The organism is Actinomadura decatromicini (genome assembly GCF_008121305.1).
Taxonomy (GTDB): domain Bacteria; phylum Actinomycetota; class Actinomycetes; order Streptosporangiales; family Streptosporangiaceae; genus Spirillospora; species Spirillospora syzygii.
In genome coordinates this window covers 739,578-758,118 of the sequence record NZ_VSRQ01000004.1, presented here as the reverse complement: position 1 = coordinate 758,118, position 18,541 = coordinate 739,578, and the positions used below count along the sequence as shown (strand labels likewise).

At 72.7% G+C, this 18,541-nt stretch carries 18 protein-coding genes; 7 read left to right on the top strand and 11 right to left on the bottom strand.

Annotation, left to right across the window (positions count from 1 at the left end):
- The first annotated feature begins 62 nt into the window (after positions 1–62).
- From rlmN to FXF68_RS21955, 3 genes are all read left to right on the top strand, one after another.
- Positions 63–1,208 carry a dual-specificity RNA methyltransferase RlmN gene (gene rlmN, locus FXF68_RS21965; protein ID WP_148762064.1) on the top strand — a complete coding sequence of 382 codons (1,146 nt, stop codon included), beginning with the start codon at positions 63–65 and terminating at the stop codon, positions 1,206–1,208.
- 64 nt (positions 1,209–1,272) lie between these two features.
- Complete coding sequence (locus FXF68_RS21960) at positions 1,273–1,779, top strand: DivIVA domain-containing protein (protein ID WP_148762062.1); 507 nt, start codon at positions 1,273–1,275, stop codon at positions 1,777–1,779.
- A 63-nt stretch (positions 1,780–1,842) separates the two neighbouring features.
- Entirely contained in the window at positions 1,843–2,670 is an 828-nt protein-coding gene (locus FXF68_RS21955; protein ID WP_148762060.1) for a DUF1963 domain-containing protein, read from the top strand.
- Between the two features lie 189 nt (positions 2,671–2,859).
- Here FXF68_RS21955 and FXF68_RS21950 read toward each other — a convergent pair whose 3' ends face one another.
- The gene (locus FXF68_RS21950; protein WP_148762058.1) at positions 2,860–3,549 is read right to left on the bottom strand and encodes a hypothetical protein; all 690 of its coding nucleotides are present in this window, start codon (positions 3,547–3,549) and stop codon (positions 2,860–2,862) included.
- The gene (locus tag FXF68_RS21945; RefSeq protein ID WP_148762056.1) at positions 3,546–4,259 is read right to left on the bottom strand and encodes an ABC transporter ATP-binding protein; all 714 of its coding nucleotides are present in this window, start codon (positions 4,257–4,259) and stop codon (positions 3,546–3,548) included. Before FXF68_RS21945 ends, FXF68_RS21950 begins: the two co-directional genes overlap by 4 nt.
- A gap of 197 nt (positions 4,260–4,456) precedes the next feature.
- On the opposite strand from FXF68_RS21945, the gene FXF68_RS21940 reads away from it, so the two are divergent.
- Positions 4,457–4,888: an HIT family protein gene (locus FXF68_RS21940; RefSeq protein WP_148762054.1), complete on the top strand. Its 432-nt coding sequence runs from the start codon at positions 4,457–4,459 to the stop codon at positions 4,886–4,888.
- Position 4,889: 1 nt separating this feature from the next.
- Here FXF68_RS21940 and FXF68_RS21935 read toward each other — a convergent pair whose 3' ends face one another.
- Positions 4,890–5,141 carry a type II toxin -antitoxin system TacA 1-like antitoxin gene (locus tag FXF68_RS21935; RefSeq protein ID WP_148762052.1) on the bottom strand — a complete coding sequence of 84 codons (252 nt, stop codon included), beginning with the start codon at positions 5,139–5,141 and terminating at the stop codon, positions 4,890–4,892.
- A 95-nt stretch (positions 5,142–5,236) separates the two neighbouring features.
- Positions 5,237–5,698 carry an Lrp/AsnC family transcriptional regulator gene (locus FXF68_RS21930; RefSeq protein WP_148762050.1) on the bottom strand — a complete coding sequence of 154 codons (462 nt, stop codon included), beginning with the start codon at positions 5,696–5,698 and terminating at the stop codon, positions 5,237–5,239.
- A gap of 167 nt (positions 5,699–5,865) precedes the next feature.
- On the opposite strand from FXF68_RS21930, the gene FXF68_RS21925 reads away from it, so the two are divergent.
- From FXF68_RS21925 to FXF68_RS21915, 3 genes are all read left to right on the top strand, one after another.
- On the top strand, positions 5,866–7,299 hold the full coding sequence (locus FXF68_RS21925; RefSeq protein WP_148762048.1) for a gamma-aminobutyraldehyde dehydrogenase: 1,434 nt from the start codon (positions 5,866–5,868) through the stop codon (positions 7,297–7,299).
- Positions 7,300–7,807: 508 nt separating this feature from the next.
- Entirely contained in the window at positions 7,808–8,326 is a 519-nt protein-coding gene (locus tag FXF68_RS21920; RefSeq protein WP_246178855.1) for a PH domain-containing protein, read from the top strand.
- Positions 8,327–8,962 (top strand): hypothetical protein, encoded by a 636-nt coding sequence (locus FXF68_RS21915; protein ID WP_148762046.1) that lies wholly within the window; start codon positions 8,327–8,329, stop codon positions 8,960–8,962.
- Here the strand turns inward: FXF68_RS21915 and FXF68_RS21910 are convergent.
- The 7 genes from FXF68_RS21910 to FXF68_RS21880 all read right to left on the bottom strand — a co-directional run bounded on the left by FXF68_RS21910 (position 8,923) and on the right by FXF68_RS21880 (position 18,444).
- A complete protein-coding gene (locus FXF68_RS21910) occupies positions 8,923–10,122 on the bottom strand; it encodes a hypothetical protein (protein WP_148762044.1) in 1,200 nt (399 codons plus the stop codon). The two genes, FXF68_RS21915 and FXF68_RS21910, sit on opposite strands and share 40 nt — an antisense overlap.
- A 174-nt stretch (positions 10,123–10,296) precedes the next feature.
- On the bottom strand, positions 10,297–11,136 hold the full coding sequence (locus FXF68_RS21905) for a glutamate ABC transporter substrate-binding protein (RefSeq protein WP_246178854.1): 840 nt from the start codon (positions 11,134–11,136) through the stop codon (positions 10,297–10,299).
- Complete coding sequence (locus FXF68_RS21900) at positions 11,133–12,644, bottom strand: hypothetical protein (RefSeq protein WP_148762040.1); 1,512 nt, start codon at positions 12,642–12,644, stop codon at positions 11,133–11,135. The genes FXF68_RS21905 and FXF68_RS21900 overlap by 4 nt, the downstream gene beginning before the upstream one ends.
- A gap of 67 nt (positions 12,645–12,711) precedes the next feature.
- Positions 12,712–13,539 carry an FHA domain-containing protein gene (locus tag FXF68_RS21895; protein WP_148762038.1) on the bottom strand — a complete coding sequence of 276 codons (828 nt, stop codon included), beginning with the start codon at positions 13,537–13,539 and terminating at the stop codon, positions 12,712–12,714.
- A gap of 2 nt (positions 13,540–13,541) precedes the next feature.
- Complete coding sequence (locus tag FXF68_RS21890) at positions 13,542–14,945, bottom strand: vWA domain-containing protein (RefSeq protein WP_148762036.1); 1,404 nt, start codon at positions 14,943–14,945, stop codon at positions 13,542–13,544.
- The gene (locus tag FXF68_RS21885) at positions 14,942–16,231 is read right to left on the bottom strand and encodes a PP2C family protein-serine/threonine phosphatase (RefSeq protein WP_148762034.1); all 1,290 of its coding nucleotides are present in this window, start codon (positions 16,229–16,231) and stop codon (positions 14,942–14,944) included. The genes FXF68_RS21890 and FXF68_RS21885 overlap by 4 nt, the downstream gene beginning before the upstream one ends.
- Complete coding sequence (locus FXF68_RS21880) at positions 16,228–18,444, bottom strand: serine/threonine-protein kinase (RefSeq protein ID WP_425458613.1); 2,217 nt, start codon at positions 18,442–18,444, stop codon at positions 16,228–16,230. Before FXF68_RS21880 ends, FXF68_RS21885 begins: the two co-directional genes overlap by 4 nt.
- Positions 18,445–18,541: the final 97 nt, after the last annotated feature.

Genomic DNA, 18,541 nt, shown 5'->3' with positions numbered 1-18,541 from the left:
GCGGGAAGGCGTGTCCGCGGGCGGACGACGCACACCCAGGTGTTTGCCACACTGGAGGGACCATGGCTGCCACCCGATCCGCCCCCGCAGACTCCGCGCCGAAGAAGACCCCGGCGAAGCTCGTGTTCGCCGCGCCCAGGCGCGGCAAGCCGCCGAGGCACCTCGCCGACCTCACGGCGGCGGAACGCCGGGAGGCGGTGGCCGAGCTGGGTGAGAAGCCGTTCCGGGCCGACCAGTTGTCCCGGCACTATTTCGCGCGTCTCGTGGACGATCCGGCTCAGATGACGGACCTTCCCGCGGCCGTCCGTGAACGACTCGTGTCCGAGTTGCTGCCCTCGTTGCTGACCCCGGTACGGGAATTGACGTGTGACGGTGGGATGACCCTCAAGTCAGTGTGGAAGGCCTTCGACGGCGTCCTGTTCGAGTCCGTGCTGATGCGGTATCCGGACAGGGCGACGATGTGCGTCTCGTCCCAGGCGGGGTGCGGCATGAACTGCCCCTTCTGCGCGACCGGTCAGGCAGGGCTCACTCGCAACCTTTCCACGGCAGAGATAGTGGAACAGGTCACGGCGGGCGCGCGCGCTCTGGCTCGTGGCCGTATCCCGGGTGGAACGGGTCGTGTCTCCAACGTCGTCTTCATGGGAATGGGCGAGCCGCTCGCCAACTACAAGGCGGTTCTGGGCGCGGTACGGCGCATCACCGATCCCGCACCGGCCGGGTTGGGCATCTCTCAGCGGGCGGTGACCGTATCCACGGTCGGGCTCGTCCCAGCCATCGAGAAGCTCGCCGCAGAGGACATGTCCGTACGGCTGGCAGTGTCCCTGCACGCGCCCGATGACGAACTGCGCGACGAGCTCGTCCCCATCAACACCCGGTGGAAGGTCTCTGAGGTACTGGACGCGGCCTGGGCCTATGCGGACCGTAGCGGACGGCGCGTCTCGATCGAGTACGCGCTCATCAAGGACGTCAACGATCAGGCATGGCGGGCCGATCTTCTCGGAAGGCTCTTGCGCGGGAATCTCGTACACGTCAACCTGATTCCGTTGAACCCGACGCCGGGTTCCAAGTGGACCGCCTCAAGGCCGTCGGACGAGCGCGAGTTCGTCCGCCGCCTGGAGGCCCACGGGGTCCCGGTCACGGTGCGCGACACTCGGGGCAGGGAGATCGACGGGGCCTGCGGCCAGTTGGCCGCGGCGACGAAGGACTGAGCGCGCGCGGGCGTGTCCCCGTCGTCCCGCGGGCGCCGGGGATACGGCTGAGGAGCGGTGCGCGGTGCGACCCAGTGCGCGGCTGCCGGTGGTCCTGCGGGGGTACGACCGCGACCAGGTGGACGGCCTGCTGAAACGGATCTCGCAGGCGTTGAACGGCGGCCCGCCCATGGACGCGGATGAGATTCGGGTGACGCGGTTCGACGTCGTCCTGCGCGGCTACGAGCCCCGCGCCGTGGACGAACTGGTGCGCGAGTGCATCAGGGAGCTTGAGGCCAGGGGGCCGATCGCGGACCGGCCCGCCCGCCCGCGCGCCAACCCGAGCTGGCTGATCAACTGGATCCAGAACGCCCGGTTCTCCGGCGCCGGCATGCGCTCGGGCTACGACGTCCGCGACGTGGACGCCTTCCTGGACCGCGTGATCGCCGGGCTGCGCGGCGCCGCCCCGCCGGTCAGCGCCCGCGACATCCGGGAGAGCACGTTCCGCGTCGTCCGCCTCGGACCCGGCTACGACGAGCAGGAAGTGGACCGCTTCCTGGTGCAGCTCGCGAGCGCCCTCGAAGGCCGCTGACGAAGTTATCCACAATTTCGGCGGAGGGTGTGCGGGCGGCGCGGGCCGCGTCACGCTACGTGCATGGATGATTTCGCGGCACAGTACCAGCGGCTCCGCTCCCTCCTCGCGGCCTTCCTGCTCCCCGAGTTCACGGCCGCTCTGCTCCCGCTGATCAGGCCCGCGCTGAGGCTGGGCGCGGGCGGCGGGGTGCCGGTCCACCTCGGCGGCACCCCGCTCCTCCCGCCGGGTGCGCCCTGGCCGCGCTGGAACGGCCGTCCGCTCGACTTCCTCGGCGCGATCGACTTCGCCGACCTCGCCGGGTTCGGTGACATCCGGGGTCTTCCGACGTCCGGCCGGGCCGCGTTCTACTACGCGACCGCGACGCCCCGTCCCTGGGGCGACGAGGCGTCGCAGCGGGACGGCTGGCGCGTCCTGAGCGGCGACCTCAGGCCCGCCGCGCCGCCCTCTGACGCGCTGACCTTCCGCAGGACGCACCTGTACGCGGCCCCGTTCCTGTCGCTGCCCTCACCGCAGGAGTTGCCCATGCGCCGCCTGGAGGCCACGTGCCGGGGTTTCCTGCCGGTCTACGAGCAGTTGCATGCCGCGTGGTCCCGGTACGCCTGGCCGGACGGCATGCCCGCGCATCAGTTAGGCGGCTGGCCGACGCTCGTCCAGCGCCCGCTCGGCCCGGACTGCCTGTACGCCTCCGCGGGCCGCCCGCTGGACTCACCCAAACCCCCGCCCCTGTCGCCCGACGAGGAGGGCGCCGTGGACGACTGGCGTCTCCTGCTCCAACTCGACTCCGACCAGCGCCTGGGCTGGTACTGGGGCGACCCGGGCCGCGTCTACTTCAGCGCCCGCCCCAACGTCCCCTTGGAGGAATCCTGGCTGAGCCTCCAGGCCACGTAACGCAGGCCGCCGTTACCCGAGGAGGCTGCTTCTGAGGGCCCTGTTGCCAGGCGGGTTGTTGCGCGATGGTGCTGCTACCCGAGGGCCCTGTTGCCAGGCGGGCTGTGGGGCGATGGAGCTGTGGTGCGACGGCCCTGTTGTCTGGCGGCTCTGTTGCCCGGCGGAACTGGTGCGAGGAGTGCTGCGGAATCAGGAACGGCGGCGGGCTGCGGTGAGGTAGGCGGCTCCTGCCAGAGCGGACCAAATGGCTAGGTGCAGAGCGATCTCCGGGAAACGCGAGGTGAAGTCGTTGGCGCCGTCGTGGGCGGCGCGGAGCCAACCGATCAGGGGGACGGAGAGCCAGGAGAGACGTCCGATGCCCAGGAGGATCGCGGCGGTGAGCGCGCTGAGGAGGGCCAGCAGGGAAACGCCGGGGTCGGGGATCAGGGCTCGGCTCGTCCATGCGCCGATGAGCGTGCCGGGAATAGCGACGAGGAGGTTGAGCGCACAACCCGCGAGGATCGCCGATCCAGGCGACTCCACTTGGATCGCCTGGAAGAGAGGAATGACCAATGCGACGACGCCTAGGGAGAGGTTCACGCCGTAGGCCGAGAGCAGTCCCGCGAGCGTCGGGGCCGAGGGACGGCGGGCGGCGAGGGCGGTCAGCGCGCGCTGTTCGTCCGGCTGGGTGTCGAGGAGGGCGCGGGCCGCCCAGGCCCAGACGGGGAACATGAACGCCGCTACGTCGCCGAAGGTGCCGATCGCGAGATCGGAGGCGTTCCGTCCGGCGGGCCCCTGGATGAGGACGAGCACCACGACGAGCCCTACGACGATCAACGGGTGCAGCACCCGTAGGGAACGGACATAGCCCGCGACCTGGAATCTGACGAGCGCCGTCACTGCTCTGGCCTTCGCACTCGGTAGCCGTCCGCGCGGAGCTTGGTCTCCACGGTGTCGGCCTGATCGGCTGGGACTTCGACTTCCAGGACGGTCCAGTCCGTCTTGACCGAGGAGAGGTGGGTGACCTTTCCATCGGCCACGCGGAGCCGGTCGATGTCCGGGAGAGTCTCGATGCTGCGCTGGTGGTCGCTGACGACGACCGTCGTGCCGCCCGTCGCGATCTCGGAGATCAGGGCGGGCAGGAGGTCGCGGGTGGCCGCGTCCAGCCCGGCGAACGGCTCGTCCAGGATGAGCAGCCCCGGGTCGTCCAGGAGGGCTTGTGCGAGGCCGACCTTTTGCGCGCTGCCCTTCGACAACTCAGGCAGCCGCACGCCGAGGAGGTGATCAAGGCCGAGTCGCTCCACCCACGTCCCAACGGATTCCGCAGGGACGCGGCGTATCGCGGCCATGTGGCCGAGGTAGCTCCGGACGGTGAACGGCTGGTTCACCGGAAAGCGTTCGGGCGCATATCCCACGCGCTCGGGCCGGTCGCTGACGACGCCCTTACCCGGGCTGCGCAAACCAGCGATCACGCGGAGCAGAGTCGACTTCCCGGCGCCATTGCGCCCGGTCACCTCTGTCACGCCGCCGGGAGGGAGCGACAGCGTCACATCCCTGAAGACCCAGGGGTCCTTCCGGCGATATCGAAACGCGACACCTTCCAACCGCATGAAACCCGGACCGTAGCCGCCCACGAGTAAGCCCACCGTTAACCACAAACCCACCCGGCCGCCCCTTCCGCACGGTGCGTCTCGTCCTTGGCACGGCACCGGCGGACGACGCCAGTGCACCGGGCCATGTGTGTTGGAGGTGGGGGGCTGGTTGTGGAGGGTGGGGAGATTTAGTTGGGTTGGGGGCGGAGGTCTGGATGGGTGAGCAGGGGTGCTTGTTCTGCGAGATCGTCGCGGGGGAGAGGAGCGCGCATGTTGTGATGGAGCGGCCCGAGGCGGTGGCGTTTCTTGATTCGCGGCCCTTGTTCAAGGGGCACACGTTGCTCGTGCCGCGGGTGCATTACGAGACGCTCACCGATCTGCCCGCGGAGCTGCTCGGGCCGTTCTTCGGGTATGCGCAGCTGCTCGCGGGGGCGATGGAGTCGGTGCTCGGGGCCGCCGGGTCGTTCGTGGCCATGAACAATCGGGTGAGTCAGAGCGTCCCGCATCTGCATGTGCACGTGGTGCCGCGCAACCGGAAGGACGGGCTGCGCGGGTTCTTCTGGCCGCGGCAGAAGTACGAGTCGGACGGTGAGGCGGCCGAGTACGCCGGGCGCTTGGCCGAGGCGCTCGGGGTGGACGGCGGGTAGGTCAGGTCAGGGCGAGCAGGACGGCCGTGAACGGGCCCGAAGGGTCCGTGTCGGCGGAGTGGCGGGCGTCTTGGGCCGCCGCCTCGTACAGGTCGCGTTCGGCCCGGTCCAGGGCCGTGGAGAGGACGTAGTCGGTGACCGTCCAGCCGATCAGCTCCGCGGCCTTGCGGATCACGAGAAGCTGCTCCGCGGACGGCCGGAGGGCTATGTCGGCGTGGGCGGCGGGAAGGTCCTGGCGAACCGACTCAGACATGGCCGGTCTCCTTCCTTGCGGCATCTCAACGTACGCCGCGAGGTGTGGCCTGGACATCCCCACTGAGGACGAGAATTGCGCACTCCTGGTAGGAGTCAGCGAGTACCCCAGGAGTAAGTCTGTTTGCGCAATTTCAGGTAGACGAAGCTCTCGGTGGAGACGACGCCGGGCACGGCGCGGATACGGGCGAGGAGTTCGAGGAGGCGTTCGTCGTCCTCGCAGACGAGTTCGAGGAGGATGTCGAATGATCCGGCGGTGATGACGACGTAGTCGATCTCGTCGATGCCCGCGAGCTGGTCGGCGGCCTTCTCCAGGTCGCCCTCGCACTTCACGCCGATCATCATCTGCCGGTGGAAGCCGAGCATGAGCGGGTCGGTGACGCCGACGATCTGCATGACCCCGGTGTCGAGGAGCTTCTGCACGCGCTGCCGGACGGCGGCCTCGGAGAGCCCGACCGCCTTGCCGATGGCGGCGTAGGAGCGGCGGCCGTCCTGCTGGAGCTGCTCGATGATCTGCTTGGCGGTCTCGTCGAGCTGGACGCGGGCTGCGCGTTCCATCGCTGGTCTCCCGAATTTGCGGCATCGAGGGTATGAGGCGTCAGAGTCAAGTGAATCAGTCATGAAAACTGGCCATTGCGACGGAATCACTTGTATTGGGCGGAAGCCTCTGTAAGGGTCGGGCCAACAGGACACAACGGGCGACGGAGCCCAGGAGGGACCTGAGGATGAGCGGCGAGCGGCTGCGTAACTTTATCGGCGGCGAGTACGTCGACGCCAAGGACGGCCGGACGATGGAGGTGATCGACCCCAGCACCGGCGAGGCGTACGCGGAGGCCCCCGCGTCCGGCCCCGGCGACGTCGACGCCGCCTTCCACGCGGCCGCCGGGGCGTTCCCCGCCTGGCGGGACGCGACGCCGGGCGAGCGGAGCCTCGCGATGCTGCGGTTCGCCGACGCCGTCGAGAGACGCGCCGGGGACCTCGTCGCCGCGGAGAGCCGCGATACGGGCAAGCCGCTCCAGTTGACCATGGACGAGGAAGTGCCCCCCATGGTGGACAACCTCCGCTTCTTCGCGGGCGCGTCGCGGGTCCTGGAGGGCAAGGCGACCGCCGAGTACATGGCGGACCACACGTCCTCCATCAGGCGGGAGCCGATCGGGGTCTGCGCCCAGGTGACGCCCTGGAACTACCCCATGATGATGGCGGTCTGGAAGATCGGGCCCGCGCTGGCGACGGGCAACACGGTCGTGCTCAAGCCGTCCGAGACGACCCCGGCGAGCACGCTGCTGCTCGCGGAGATCGCGGCCGAGTTCCTGCCGCCCGGCGTGTTCAACGTCATCTGCGGCGACCGGGACGCGGGACGCGCCCTGGTCGAGCACCCGACGCCGCAGATGGTGTCCATCACCGGGAGCGTCCGGGCGGGGATGGAGGTCGCCGCGTCCGCTGCCAAGGACCTCAAGCGGGTGCACCTGGAGCTCGGCGGCAAGGCGCCGGTGGTCGTGTTCGACGACGCGGACGTCGCGTCCGCCGCCGCGGGCATCGCCGAGGCCGGATACTTCAACGCGGGCCAGGACTGCACGGCCGCCACGCGCGTCCTCGTCGCCGACCGGCTGCACGACGACTTCACCGAAGCCCTCACCGAGGCCGCCAAGGGGACGACGGTCGGCCCGCCCAGCGACACGGACGCCTACTACGGCCCGGTCAACAACGCCAACCAGCTCGACCGCGTGCAGGGGTTCATCGACCGCGTCCCCGCGCACGCGCGCGTCCTGGCCGGAGGCGAGCGCGTCGGCGACCGCGGATACTTCTTCGCGCCGACCGTCGTGGGCGGCCTCCGCCAGGACGACGAGATGATCCAGGACGAGGTGTTCGGGCCGGTCATCACCGTCCAGAGCTTCACGGACGAGGCCCAGGCCGTCGAGTGGGCGAACGGCGTCAAGTACGGCCTGGCCGCCAGCGTCTGGACGCAGAACCACGGCCGCGCCATGCGCATGACCAAGGCCCTGGACTTCGGCGCCGTCTGGGTCAACACCCACATCCCGCTGGTGTCGGAGATGCCGCACGGCGGCTTCAAGCACTCCGGCTACGGCAAGGACATGTCGATGTACGGAATCGAGGACTACACCCGCGTCAAGCACGTCATGCACTACATCGGCGGCTGACCCACGTCCCGATGCCCGGCCATCCGGCCACACGGGCGGCGGCGCGGCGCCCAGCCACGCTGCCGCCAGTGGTCGGTCGCACAGCCACCCGGCCACCGGCCGTCCAGCGGTCGGGCCACTCGGTCGCCGGGCCGTCCGGCCCCGCGGCCACGTGGTCGCCGGGGGGTCCGGGCACGTGGTCGCCGGGGCGTTCGGTCACCCAGCCACCCGGCCACCCGGTCGCCGGGGCATCCAGCGGTCGGGTGCCGCGCGGTCGCCGGGGCGTTCGGTCTTGTCCGGGTGGGCGGGCCGGTGGATCCGGTGGGGGGCGGTCCTTCTGGGCGTGCCCGAGTGTTGCGGCGGGGCGGTTTCGCCGTTGCCGAGCGGCGTGCGCCGTTTCGTCGTCCTCGGGTGCGAACACAGGCGCGTCCGGGGGCGGATGTTATGGGGAGGCAACCGGTTGATCACTGCATCGGCAGGGCCGGGTCGGCTACCGTTGAACCACCCGGATCATGACGAGGACGACGCCGTGAACCTGCAGGACATGATGGTGCAGCACGACAGCTCGTCGCGCACCGTCGACAAGTACCTGATGTCCCACGAGGGACGTGTCATCGCCGTCCGCCGCCACCCCGCCGTCCTGCTGCTGCCGGTCGGGATCGTCGTCGCCGGGCTCGTCGCCTGCGCCGCGGTCAGCGCCATCAGCGGCATCATCTGGATCTGGTGGGTGTGGCTGGTCGCCATCGCCTACCTGGTCTGGAAGGTCATCGCCTGGTCGATCGAGTTCTTCCTGGTCACCGAGCACCGCGTCATGGTGGTCATGGGCGTGCTCAACCGGACTGTCGCGATGATGCCCGTCGCGAAAGTGACGGATATCGCGCTGAACCGCTCCGTCGGCGGCCGGATTATGGGGTACGGGGAATTCGTGATGGAATCCGCCGGGCAGAAGCAGGCGCTCCGCAACGTCGGCTTCATGCCGTACCCGGAGCAGCTCTACCTCGAGGTCTCATCGGTCATCTTCGGCACCATCGACGAGTCCCCCGACTAGATGGACGCGGACGGCAACGGCGGCCGCCCCGCCGGGCAGGGCGGGGCGCGCGGGCCGGAGGGCGAGTTCGCGCACGACGTGACGGGACGCCCCGTCTGGCGGCTCCTGCTGCGGGGTCTCGGCGTGTACCTGCCGGGCTGGGAGATGCCCGCGGGCGCGCTCCGCGTCCGGGACGGGACGCCGTCCCCCGGCTTCGGCCCGCCCGCCTACCTGAACGGCGACGCGGGGTTCGGCGTTCAGATCCCCGGCCGCCGCAAGGGCCTGGAGCCCGACCGGGAGATCTACGTCCGGGGCCGGGAGAACCCGAGCTTCGGCATCGTCGTCGCGGGCCCGGCCGCGGCGATCGGGAGCCGCGTCGTCGACGCCGGCACGCTGATGCGGTTCGCGCGGCGGCTCACGTTCGAGGAGCTGTTCGACCCCGGCGACCCCGACTCGGTCCCGTACGCGGTCCGCGGGGCGCGGGCGGTGGAGAACGCCGTGTTCCTCGACCGCGCCGCCGGGATCGGGCTGTGCGCCGAGGTCGACCCGGCCACCCGCGCGCTGACGTGCCCGTTGTACGTGCGGATCGGGAGCCCGTCCCAGCGGACGGTGCGCGCCTACGGGGCGGCGGCCCAGCCGGTGAGGTCCCACAGCTGATGCGACGGCAGCCGCCGCAGCCGGACGGTCGCGGCGGCCGGGTCCCAGAACACCTCGTCGCTCTCCAGCTCCAGCGACTGCGCGGCGGTCAGCACGGCGCACAGCAGCTCGTCCCGCGTCCGGACGGCCATCAGCGGCCCGATCTGCGCCACCGCGCCCGAACACTCGGACAGCGTCCGCAGCAGGGCCTTCAAGGCCGCCTCGTCCTCCGGCGGCCGGGTCGGCTCCACGCCCGCCGGGACGCCCGGCTCCACCCGCGCCAGCCCGCGCCGCGCGCTCCCGCCGCTCGCGCTCCCGTTGTGCGGCAGGTCCGCGCCGGTCGAGATGAGGAGCGCGCTGAACGCGCCCGCGAGGTCGTCGGCGGCCTGCCCGCCGAGGAAGTAGCGGCGGCGCTCCGGCGCGCCCGGCGCGGACCCGTTCGGGCCCTCGACCGTGCGGAACCGGACGTTCAGCCTGCTCGCCCGCACGCACCGCTCGTACATCTCGCCGAGGATGTCGTCGAGCTGCTCGTCGCGCGTCCACAGCCGCCCGGTCGCGGTCACCGACTCGCCGTCCGAGTGGGGGCGGCCGGTCAGCGCGGCGGTGACGGTGTCGTCCAGCTCGCCTTCGGTGTACTGGAGGAGTTCGGCGACGACGTCCTCGACGTCCTCCAGGGTGCGGGTCAGGGTGCGTTGCAGTTCGAGGATCTCGGCGCCGCCGCGCTCCAGTTCGGCGAGCCGGTCGAGCGCGGTGTCGACCTTGCCCTCGACCTCGTCCGAGCCCGCGCGGGTGACGGCCCGCACCGACGTCTCCACCTCGGTGAGCTTGCGGCGCAGCGCGGCGAGCGTGATCCGCTGCTGCTCCAGGTCGCGGAGCCGCCCGGCCTGCGTGCGCAGGAAGTCGTCCGCCTGGTGGACGAGCCCCGCCAGCTCCTCCACCTGACCGGTGTTCTGCCGGAGCCGGGTGTCGAGCGCTGGGAGGACGTCCTGCTTCACCCTTCCGAGTTCGGCGGTGAGCTGTTCCCCGACCGTGACGAGGACGTTGTTCTGCTTGGTGACCTGCTCGTTCAGCGCGTCGATTCGCCGCGTGAAAGCGTTCGCCTGGTCCCGGCTCTGCTTTCCCGCGTAGAGTTCGAGCGCCCCAACGACGACGCACATCACCACCAGGATGACCGTCGTCATGGCACTCCTCGGACGTGACGGTGGTTACCGGAACGGGTTTTGAACGCGACCATAACTTACGATCACGCGCGCCGACCGACACTTACGTAACCGACTGATCTCAGTGACCGACCGGTGGCACCGGCCCTTCCCGCGCCATTCCGTGACCGTCGTCGTGCAGCGGGTGATCGCCGTTCACACGCATCCCTCGAATTGCGGGACGGTGGTTGTGAACGCCAACCCGACGGGCGCGAACCATTTGCGGAGCAGCCGCTGCGCCGTACCGTCCTGGTACATCTCCGTGATGGCCTTGTTGACCGCCTCGCAGCCGTCCACGTCGCCGTGCCGGATGCCGACGCCGTACGGCTCGTCGGTGAACGGCGCGTTGACGATCCTGGGTTTCGGTCCGCTGCCGGAGGCCTTCGCGGCGAGCCCGGCGAGGATCAGGTCGTCGGTCGACACCGCGTCCAGCCGTCCGGAGGTCAGGGCGTCGAGGCAGCCGCTGTAGCCGTCCGCCTCGACGGGCAGCGCGGCGACGCCCAGCTCGTCGTGGACGCGCGGGAACGACACCGACCCCGGCACCCGGCAGAGCCGCCGCCCCCGCAGGTCGTGGACGTCGCGGATCGTCCGGGCGTCGGAGTCGCGGACGAGCACGTCCTGGTGCGCGACGTAGTACGGCCCCGCGAACGCGACCTTCACCTTGCGCTCGGGCGTCACGGAGTAGCTGGCGACGACGAGGTCGACGTCCCCGTTCTGGATCATCGTCTCGCGGGTCGCGGACGTGACCCGCTTGAATGCCACGTTCCCGCCGGGCACGCCGAGCCGCCGCGCGATGTCCTTCCCGACGTCGACGTCGAAGCCCCGGTAGGAGCCGTCTGCGGCGCGCTCGCCGAGGCCCGGCTGGTCGGCGTTGACGCCGATGACGAGCCGGTCGCGGCCCCGGACGGAGTTCTCGTCGGCGTCGGCGATCCCGCACGCCGCCGCCGCGGCGAGCAGCGCCGCCGCGAGGACGCTCGCCGTCAGCCGCCGCCTCACTTCGACCACCGGTACTCGGCGAGCCGGGGACGCACACCGGCGAACACCAGCGCGGCGATGGCGACGCCCGCGATGGGCAGGACGGCGTACCAGCCGCTCGTCCCGTCGTCGCCGTCCTTCACGGCCTCGTCGAACGCCGTCTGGTGGACGCGCGCCAGCGCCTGCAGCGACCGGTCGTACTCGGTGAAGTCGGCGGCGGACGCGGCCCGCCCGGCGACGGCCTGCTCGCGCTGCCCGCCGTGCACGAGCGCCCTCATCCGGCTGTCGTTCGCCTGCACCTTCTGGTAGTCCTTCAACGCCTTGCCCAGCGCGTCGGCCAGCTGCGCCCGCCGCCTGTCGGACTCGGTGGGACGGTTGGCCTCGGTGCCGAGGAAGCCCAGGAACTTCGCGCGTCCGGGCTCGAACGCCAGGTTGCTCTGCACGGCCTGGTTGTACTCGGTCAAGTTCCCCGCCTTGAGGTACAGGACGGTCTGCGACTTGCTCAGATAGACCTGCTCGTAGGCGTCCGCGCGTCCCGGGTCGAGGAGGAAGCGGGTCTCGTCTGCGGCGGCGCTGTTGCTGATGGCGCGCGTCCGGGACAGCGCCAGGATCGAGTCGAAACCCTCCTCCTTGGCCTTGCGGAGGTGGCCCGCCTGCCCGGAGAGCATCGTGGCGCCCGCCACGAGCAGGGCGAGCGTGCCAAGCGTTGCGAGCGCCAGCGGCACGTTCAGGAGCCTGCGGAAGCGCCGGGCCAGGTAGAGCTGGAAGCCGAGCAGGACGGCGAGCAGCGCCACCCCGGTGACCGTGATCCAGGTGCGGCCCGCGAGGACGGCGGACCGCTTGTCCTCGTAGGTGTGCCGGACGAGCGTCCCGTTGTCGAGCGTCAGGTTGTACGCCTTGGGCAGCACGTCCAGCTTCATCAGGTCGGTCGCCTGGCGGTACAGGTCGATGACCTTGTCGGACGGCGGCCCGGAGGCGTGCTGGGACTGCTCGTCGAGCAGCAGCGCCCGCCCGGCGAGGTACTCGTAGCGGCCGAGGGCGTCCAGGACGTCGCGGGCGGTGTTGTCCTCGGTCGTCTCGTCGGCGAGCTTGGCCGCCTTGAGGAGCGCGGTGCCCGCCTTCTGCCGGTTCTCGTCGTAGCGGGCGAGGGCCTGGGCGCGCCCGCCGCCCGCCGCGCCGCCGATCAGCAGGGCGTTGGCGAGCTGCGCGTCCATGTCGGTGAGCTGGAAGTACAGGTCGCCGGTCGCGACGACCTGCGGGCCCGCGTCCTGGCCGATCACCCGGACGCCCTCGCGCGCGTTCGCGATCGCCCACCACGACACCGCCAGCATCGCGACGAGCAGCACGGCCGCGAGCGCGGTCAGCGCCCGGACGCGGCCCGCGACGGTGTGCGGCAGCAGCCGCGCGACGCCGGTCGGCGGCGGCTGCGGCGTCCGCCAGGGCCGCGCGGCGCCGCGCCGCCGCGCGGGCGGCCGCCCGGGGGCGGGAGCGGGCTGTCCCGCCGGGGGAGCGTGCTGCACAGCCGTCATGTCGCCCTGCCTATCTGGGGGACGCCTATCTGGGGGACGAGGCGCCAGGACCGGCGCGAAGCGCGGATCATGGTGCCTCTCGGATGAGCGTGATGGTGGTCCAGGCGCCGACGTGGATGCGGTCGCCGTCGGAGACCGGGACCTCCACGTTGGTGGGGATGGGCTCGGTGGACCCGTTCACGCAGGTCCCGTTCGTGGAGCCGGGGTCGACCAGCGACCACGTGCCGTCCGGCCGCGCCAGCAGGACGGCGTGGACGTGCGAGATGCCGGGGTCCTCGGGGGGATCGCGCAGGTCGATCTCGGGCGGGGTGGGCTGGGCGGAGCCGCGCCGCCCGATCCGGACCTGCGGCCCGGCGAGCGGGATCCGCCGCTCCGGCGCGTACGGCGGGAACGCGAGGGTCGCCGAGTCGGGGCCCTCCTCCGCCATGACCGCGTCGAAGTAGTCGCGGTCGGCTCGCACGACCGCCGTCCACGCGGTCGCCGTCCCGGACGCGGACGCCGGGGCGGGCGGCGGCGGGGACGGGACGGGCGGCGGCTCCGGCGTCGGCGGCCGCGGGTCGGACGGCCCCCGGTCCGGCGGCCCGCCCGGACGGGCCGGGGGCGCCGGGGGAGTGGGCAGGACGGTCTGGGCGGTCGAGCCCGCCGGGGCGGTGCGCGGGGTGGGCACGCCGCCGCCGGTCGCGAAGTCGTAGCCGCACGCCTCGCAGAACCGGTCGGAGCCGGGCGTCCCGCAGTCGGGGCAGGGCGTCCCGGCCGCCGGGGCTCCGGGCACGGGCTGGGCGCCGGTCGCGCCCCCTCCGGACGGGGTGGAGGGGGCGGACGAGGCGATGCGCTCGCCGCAGACGTCGCAGAAGTCGGTCGCCTGCGAGGCGTGTCCGCTGGGGCAGTGCGGCATGCTCAGCCCTCGTCCGGACGTCCGCCCGAGGGGTCGCCTCTGCGCGTCCCTAGGGAGTCGGTTCCTCGTCGGGTGGTCACCGTCTCGTCCTTGCGGGGCGGGACGGTCTCGTCCCGCCGGGTGCGGACGGTCTTGCTGGAGCGGGTGTCGAGCTCCATCTCGTGAGCCTTGTCGACGTTGCGCTTCAACCGGACGGTGCCGGTCGCGGTGTCGACCACGTCCACCACCCGGCGCAGCATCGAGGTGATCTCCTCGTTGCCCGCCTCGTCGGCCAGGACGACGGCCCGGCCGAGCCGCGCGGTCGCGGTGTCGACGTCGCCGTCCTTGCGCGCCTGGAGGCCCTCCTGGATGGCGGCGGCGAGTTCGGCCTGCCCGGTGTAGTGCGCGACCCGCGCGTTGATCCGGGTGGACGCGGCCTCGTCGTCCGTCCACTGGGCCAGGACGTTCCCGGTGGCGAGGACCTGCGCCTCCTCACCGGGCGCGCCCGGCACGATGAGCTTCACCCATGCCGCGCGCAGCTCCTTGCCCACCTCGCCCGGCGGCACCTCCACGCTGATGTGGTAGTCGCGGGACTCGGCACCCCACGCGCCGAGCGGGTAGTCACCGGCCTGCGGCGCCGACTCGACGCGCCGCGCGGTCAGGTCCTCCACGGTCGGCATGACCTGCTTGACGAACCTCAGCCGCGCCGTCTGCGGCGTCCACACCCGGAGGGCGACGTCGGCGACGGACTTGCCCATCGCCGCCTCCGTCATCGCCTGGAAGTCGGCGACGAGCCCGGCCGGGTCGGCGACGATGTCCACGCTGCCGAGCAGCGCGGACGCGACCTTGCGCAGCTCCGCGACCTCCCAGTCGGTGCCGACGCCGCGGCAGTCGCACACGAACCGGCCGTTGCAGCGGAACAGGACGGCGTCGAGCTCCTCGGCCGTCTCGTGCTGGTTCTTGCCGTCGGTCAGCAGGATCGCGTGCCGGATCCCGCCCTGGACGTCGCCGAAGATCTGGTCGGCGAGCCGCAGCCACGACCCGATCGCCGTGCCGCCGGACGCCTTCAGCCTGCTCAGCGCGGCCTTGGCCTGCTCCCTGGTCTGCGGGTTCGCCGCGACCAGCCCCGGCTGCGCGGGGAACACCATCGACGCGGTGTTGGACCCGGAGATCACCGCGAACTCGACGCCGTCGCGCAGCGTGTCGATCGCGACCTTCGCCGCCGAGATCGCGGCGGTCAGCTTCGTGTTCGGATAGGACATCGAGCCCGAGGTGTCGATGATGATGACCTCGGACGCCCGGGTGGACGCGGGCGCGACCGCCCCGCCGGACGCCTCGACGGACACGATGGCGTGCACCTCGCGGCCGCCCTCGGGCAGGAACTTGTTCTGGTCGATCGTGACGGTGAACTGCGGCTGCTCGCTCATCGGGGCTGCTCCGTGCTCTGCGGGATGCTCGGGTGGACGCGGCTCTGCGGGACGGCGGGCGGCGGCAGCGGGATCACGGCGACCGTGATGTTGTCCCGGCCGCCCGCGTCCAGGGCGTGGCGGACCAGCGTCCGCGCGACGGCGAGGGGGTCGGCCGCCGGATCGTGCCCCGGGTCGGGCGCGCCCGCGGCGGCCTCCGCCCCGTCGGGACCGGCGGCCAGCAGCGCGGCGATGTCGCCCGCCGCCGGGAAGTAGTTCCACAGGCCGTCGCTGCACACCAGCAGGGTCCCCGGACGGGACGGCCGGAACGTCGCCACGTGCGGGTTGACCTGCCCGGCGTCGGCGCCCATCCAGGCGGTGATGACGTGCGCGTTCGGATGGGCCTCCGCCTCCGCCTCGGTCAGCGAGCCCTGCGCGACCATGAAGGCGGCCCAGGAGTCGTCGTCGGTGAGGCGGCGGGACGGGCCGAGCTCGGCCATGTCGCCGGTGCTCACCTCCGCCGCGTCCAGCGACGTCCCCTCGGCGGCCGGGTCTTCCACGCTGCCGTCGGCGGCGAGCCAGTAGGCGCGGCTGTCGCCCACCCACCCGACCGTGACGGACGGGCCGCGCGTCACCGCGGACACGTATGTGCACGACGGCGCCTCCGCCGGGGACGTGGACAGCGCCGCGACGGCCGCGGCGGCGGCGAGCGCGGCGGCGCGGGTGGCGTCCTCCGGGTCGTCCCCGGCGTCGAGGCGCGCGACGAGCTCCGCCGCGCCGGTGTCGGCGGCGGCGCGGGACGCGTCGTCGGGACGCTGCGACGACCCGACCCCGTCGGACACCACGGCCGCGATCCCGGCCGAATGCGCGGCGATGGCGATCGCGTCCTCGTTGCGGCTGTAGCGGCGGCCCCGGTCGCTCGCGCCCGCCGCGACCACCGGGCTCGTCCCGTTCCCGCCCGGCGCCGGAAGCTCGATCTCGACGTGGTCGCGTTCGGCGGGCTGGCGCAGGCCGCACGCCTCGCAGTAGCCGTCCGCGTCGATCGTCGCCGCGCCGCAGCCCGCGCAGGGCCGCGCGGACGCCCGCCGGCGCGCGGACGGCGTGCTCTGCACCACCGTCGCGTCGACGCGCTCGGGCTCGGCCGCCGGGGCGGGCTCGGCCGGTGTGGGCTCGGCCGGTGCGGCGGGCGGGGACTCGGCGAGCCGGTGCCCGCACTCCTCGCAGAAGATCTCGTCGGCGAACACGATCTCGCCGCAGGACGGGCAGGTCAGCTCCGCGGCCTTCGCGCCGCCCGGGTCGCCGGTCACAGCAGCGTCCTCGGGCGGACGGCGTTCGCGGAGTCGACGAGGCGGCGGGCCTCGTCCCGGTCGCGGGTGCGGCGGGCCAGCTCGCGGTACGTCGTCTCCAACCGGCGGCGCAGCGGGGTCTCGGCGAGCGGCGCGCCGAGCAGGGCGCCGCCGCGCGCCCCGTCCGCCGCGGCCGCGCGTGACGGCCCGTCCCCGGCGTGCACGAGCCAGTCGAGCGCGGCCTCCAGCACCTCGGCGGCCAGCCGGTCGCGGCGGTCGGCGTCCAGGTCGAGCGCGCCGAGCCGGGCGCCCGCGGTGACCAGCTCCGCCGCCGTGAGCGTGCCGGGGTCGCGGCCCCTGACCGCCGTCGCGACGGCCGCCACCTGCGCGGGCACGTACCGGATCGAGATCTTCGGCACCGAGTCGAGCGCGGCGACGGCCGCGCCCTGGTCGCCCGCCGCGAGGTGCACCCGGGCGAGCCCGAACGCGGCGTTGATGTAGCTCTGGTCGGTGCGCCACACCGTCTCGTACAGCCGGACGGCGTCCTGCGGCGACGTCCGCTCGCGGCAGTAGGCGAGGGCGAGCTTCGGCGCGGCCTCGCCCGGCAGCAGCCCGTACAGCCGGTCGAAGCGCGGCTCGGCCTCGGCCGTCCGGCCCTGGGCGAGGAGCCCGACCGCGCGGTACCAGTCGATCCGCCAGTCGCCCGGACGCTCGATCGCCAGCTCGTCGAGCAGCGCGTCCGCCTCCGCGGCGGCGCCCAGCTCGATCTTGGCGCGGGCGAGCGCGAACCTGACCTCGGCGGTGCGGTCCGGGGCGCGCTGCGCCGCCTCGGCGGCCTGCGCGGGCTCCAGCGCGCCGAGCCCGGAGACGAACGCGGCGGCGGGGTCGGCGCCGTCCACCAGCGGGACGGGCAGCGCCGCCGCGGCGACCGGCGGCGGGACGGGCGGCAGCGCCGCCCCGTCGGTCTCGCCGCCCGCCGTCCGGGTCGCGAACCGCTCCGGGCCGAACAGCGCGGACGGGGCCGGGCGCGGCGTGCCGTCCTCGGCGGCGAGCACCTCGCGCAGCACGCCGGTGAGCTGCTCGGACATCTCGGCGGCGTCCTGGAACCGGGCCGCCGGGTCGTCGTGCGTCGCGCGGCGCAGGAACCGGTCGAACGACTCGAACCGCCGCAGGACGGGGATCTCCGAGCGGGGCGGCAGCGAGTGCGTGTACGTCCGGGTGAAGCCGCGGAACGGGAAGCTCAGCACGGCCAGCGCCCGCCCGACCGTGTAGAGGTCGGACGACACCGAGGGGCCGTCGTCGGCGATCTCCGGCGCCTGGTAGCCGACCGTGCCGTAGATGGCGCCGTCCGGGTCGTCCAGCCGCCGGACGCCGCCGAGGTCGATCAGCCGGAGCTGCTCCTCGGACTGGATCACGTTGTCCGGCTTGAAGTCGCAGTAGACGAGGCCCTGCGCGTGCAGGTACTCGAACGCGCGGAGCACCTCCAGCCCGTACGCGATGGCCTGCGCGAGCGGCAGGTGCTTCTCCCCCTGCGGCTGCGGCTGCCGGAGCAGGATGTCCTTGAGCGACTGGCCGCCCACGTACTCCATGACGATGTAGCCGTCGCCGTCATGCTGGACGAAGTTGTAGATCTTGACGATGTTCGGGTGCTCGACCTCGGCGAGGAACGCCCGCTCCGCCGCCGCGGCCGCCATCGCGTCGGCGTCGCCGCTGTCCAGCAGGCCCTTGAGCACCACCCACCGGTCGCTGACGTTGTGGTCCTTGGCGAGGTAGATCCACCCGAGGCCGCCGTGGGCGAGGCAGCCGAGCACGCCGTACTGCCCGCCGACCATGTCGCCCGGGCGGAGCTTCGGGGTGAACGAGAACTTGGTGCCGCACTTCGGGCAGAAGCCGTCGGTGCGGCCGGGGCGTCCGGCGCGTCCCCGGCCGACCGGCTCGTCGCAGTTGCTGCAGAACCGCTTGCCCTCCGCGACCTGCGGGTCGCTCATCACGGCGGTGGACGGGTCGCGGTACGGCACGCGCGGCACCTCGACCAGGCCCGCGCCGAGCAGCCCGCGGCTGCCGGACGAGCGCGACGACCCCGTGCGGGTGCTGCCGGTGCGGGTGCTGCCCGTCCGCGTGCTGCCGGACGTCCCGCCGCTGCCGGACGAGCCGCGGCGGCCGGACGCGCCCGCCCGGGACGTGAGGGCCGTGTGCGCGGGCGGCGAGCCGCAGACGTCGCAGTAGCCGTCCATGATCGTGCCCGTGCAGCCCGCCATGCGGCACGCGTCGTCCGGGACGGTCACCGGCGGACGCGGCGCGGGGACGCTCGGCACCGGCGGAGTCGCCTGC

Coding starts and splice junctions, on each gene's coding strand:
- rlmN (WP_148762064.1), top strand. CDS start 63: ATGGCTGCCACCCGATCCGCCCCCGCAGACTCCGCGCCGAAGAAGACC.
- FXF68_RS21955 (WP_148762060.1), top strand. CDS start 1,843: ATGGATGATTTCGCGGCACAGTACCAGCGGCTCCGCTCCCTCCTCGCG.
- FXF68_RS21945 (WP_148762056.1), bottom strand. CDS start 4,259: ATGCGGTTGGAAGGTGTCGCGTTTCGATATCGCCGGAAGGACCCCTGG.
- FXF68_RS21940 (WP_148762054.1), top strand. CDS start 4,457: ATGGGTGAGCAGGGGTGCTTGTTCTGCGAGATCGTCGCGGGGGAGAGG.
- FXF68_RS21935 (WP_148762052.1), bottom strand. CDS start 5,141: ATGTCTGAGTCGGTTCGCCAGGACCTTCCCGCCGCCCACGCCGACATA.
- FXF68_RS21930 (WP_148762050.1), bottom strand. CDS start 5,698: ATGGAACGCGCAGCCCGCGTCCAGCTCGACGAGACCGCCAAGCAGATC.
- FXF68_RS21925 (WP_148762048.1), top strand. CDS start 5,866: ATGAGCGGCGAGCGGCTGCGTAACTTTATCGGCGGCGAGTACGTCGAC.
- FXF68_RS21915 (WP_148762046.1), top strand. CDS start 8,327: ATGGACGCGGACGGCAACGGCGGCCGCCCCGCCGGGCAGGGCGGGGCG.
- FXF68_RS21910 (WP_148762044.1), bottom strand. CDS start 10,122: ATGACGACGGTCATCCTGGTGGTGATGTGCGTCGTCGTTGGGGCGCTC.
- FXF68_RS21900 (WP_148762040.1), bottom strand. CDS start 12,644: ATGACGGCTGTGCAGCACGCTCCCCCGGCGGGACAGCCCGCTCCCGCC.
- FXF68_RS21895 (WP_148762038.1), bottom strand. CDS start 13,539: ATGCCGCACTGCCCCAGCGGACACGCCTCGCAGGCGACCGACTTCTGC.
- FXF68_RS21890 (WP_148762036.1), bottom strand. CDS start 14,945: ATGAGCGAGCAGCCGCAGTTCACCGTCACGATCGACCAGAACAAGTTC.
- FXF68_RS21880 (WP_425458613.1), bottom strand. CDS start 18,444: ATGGACGGCTACTGCGACGTCTGCGGCTCGCCGCCCGCGCACACGGCC.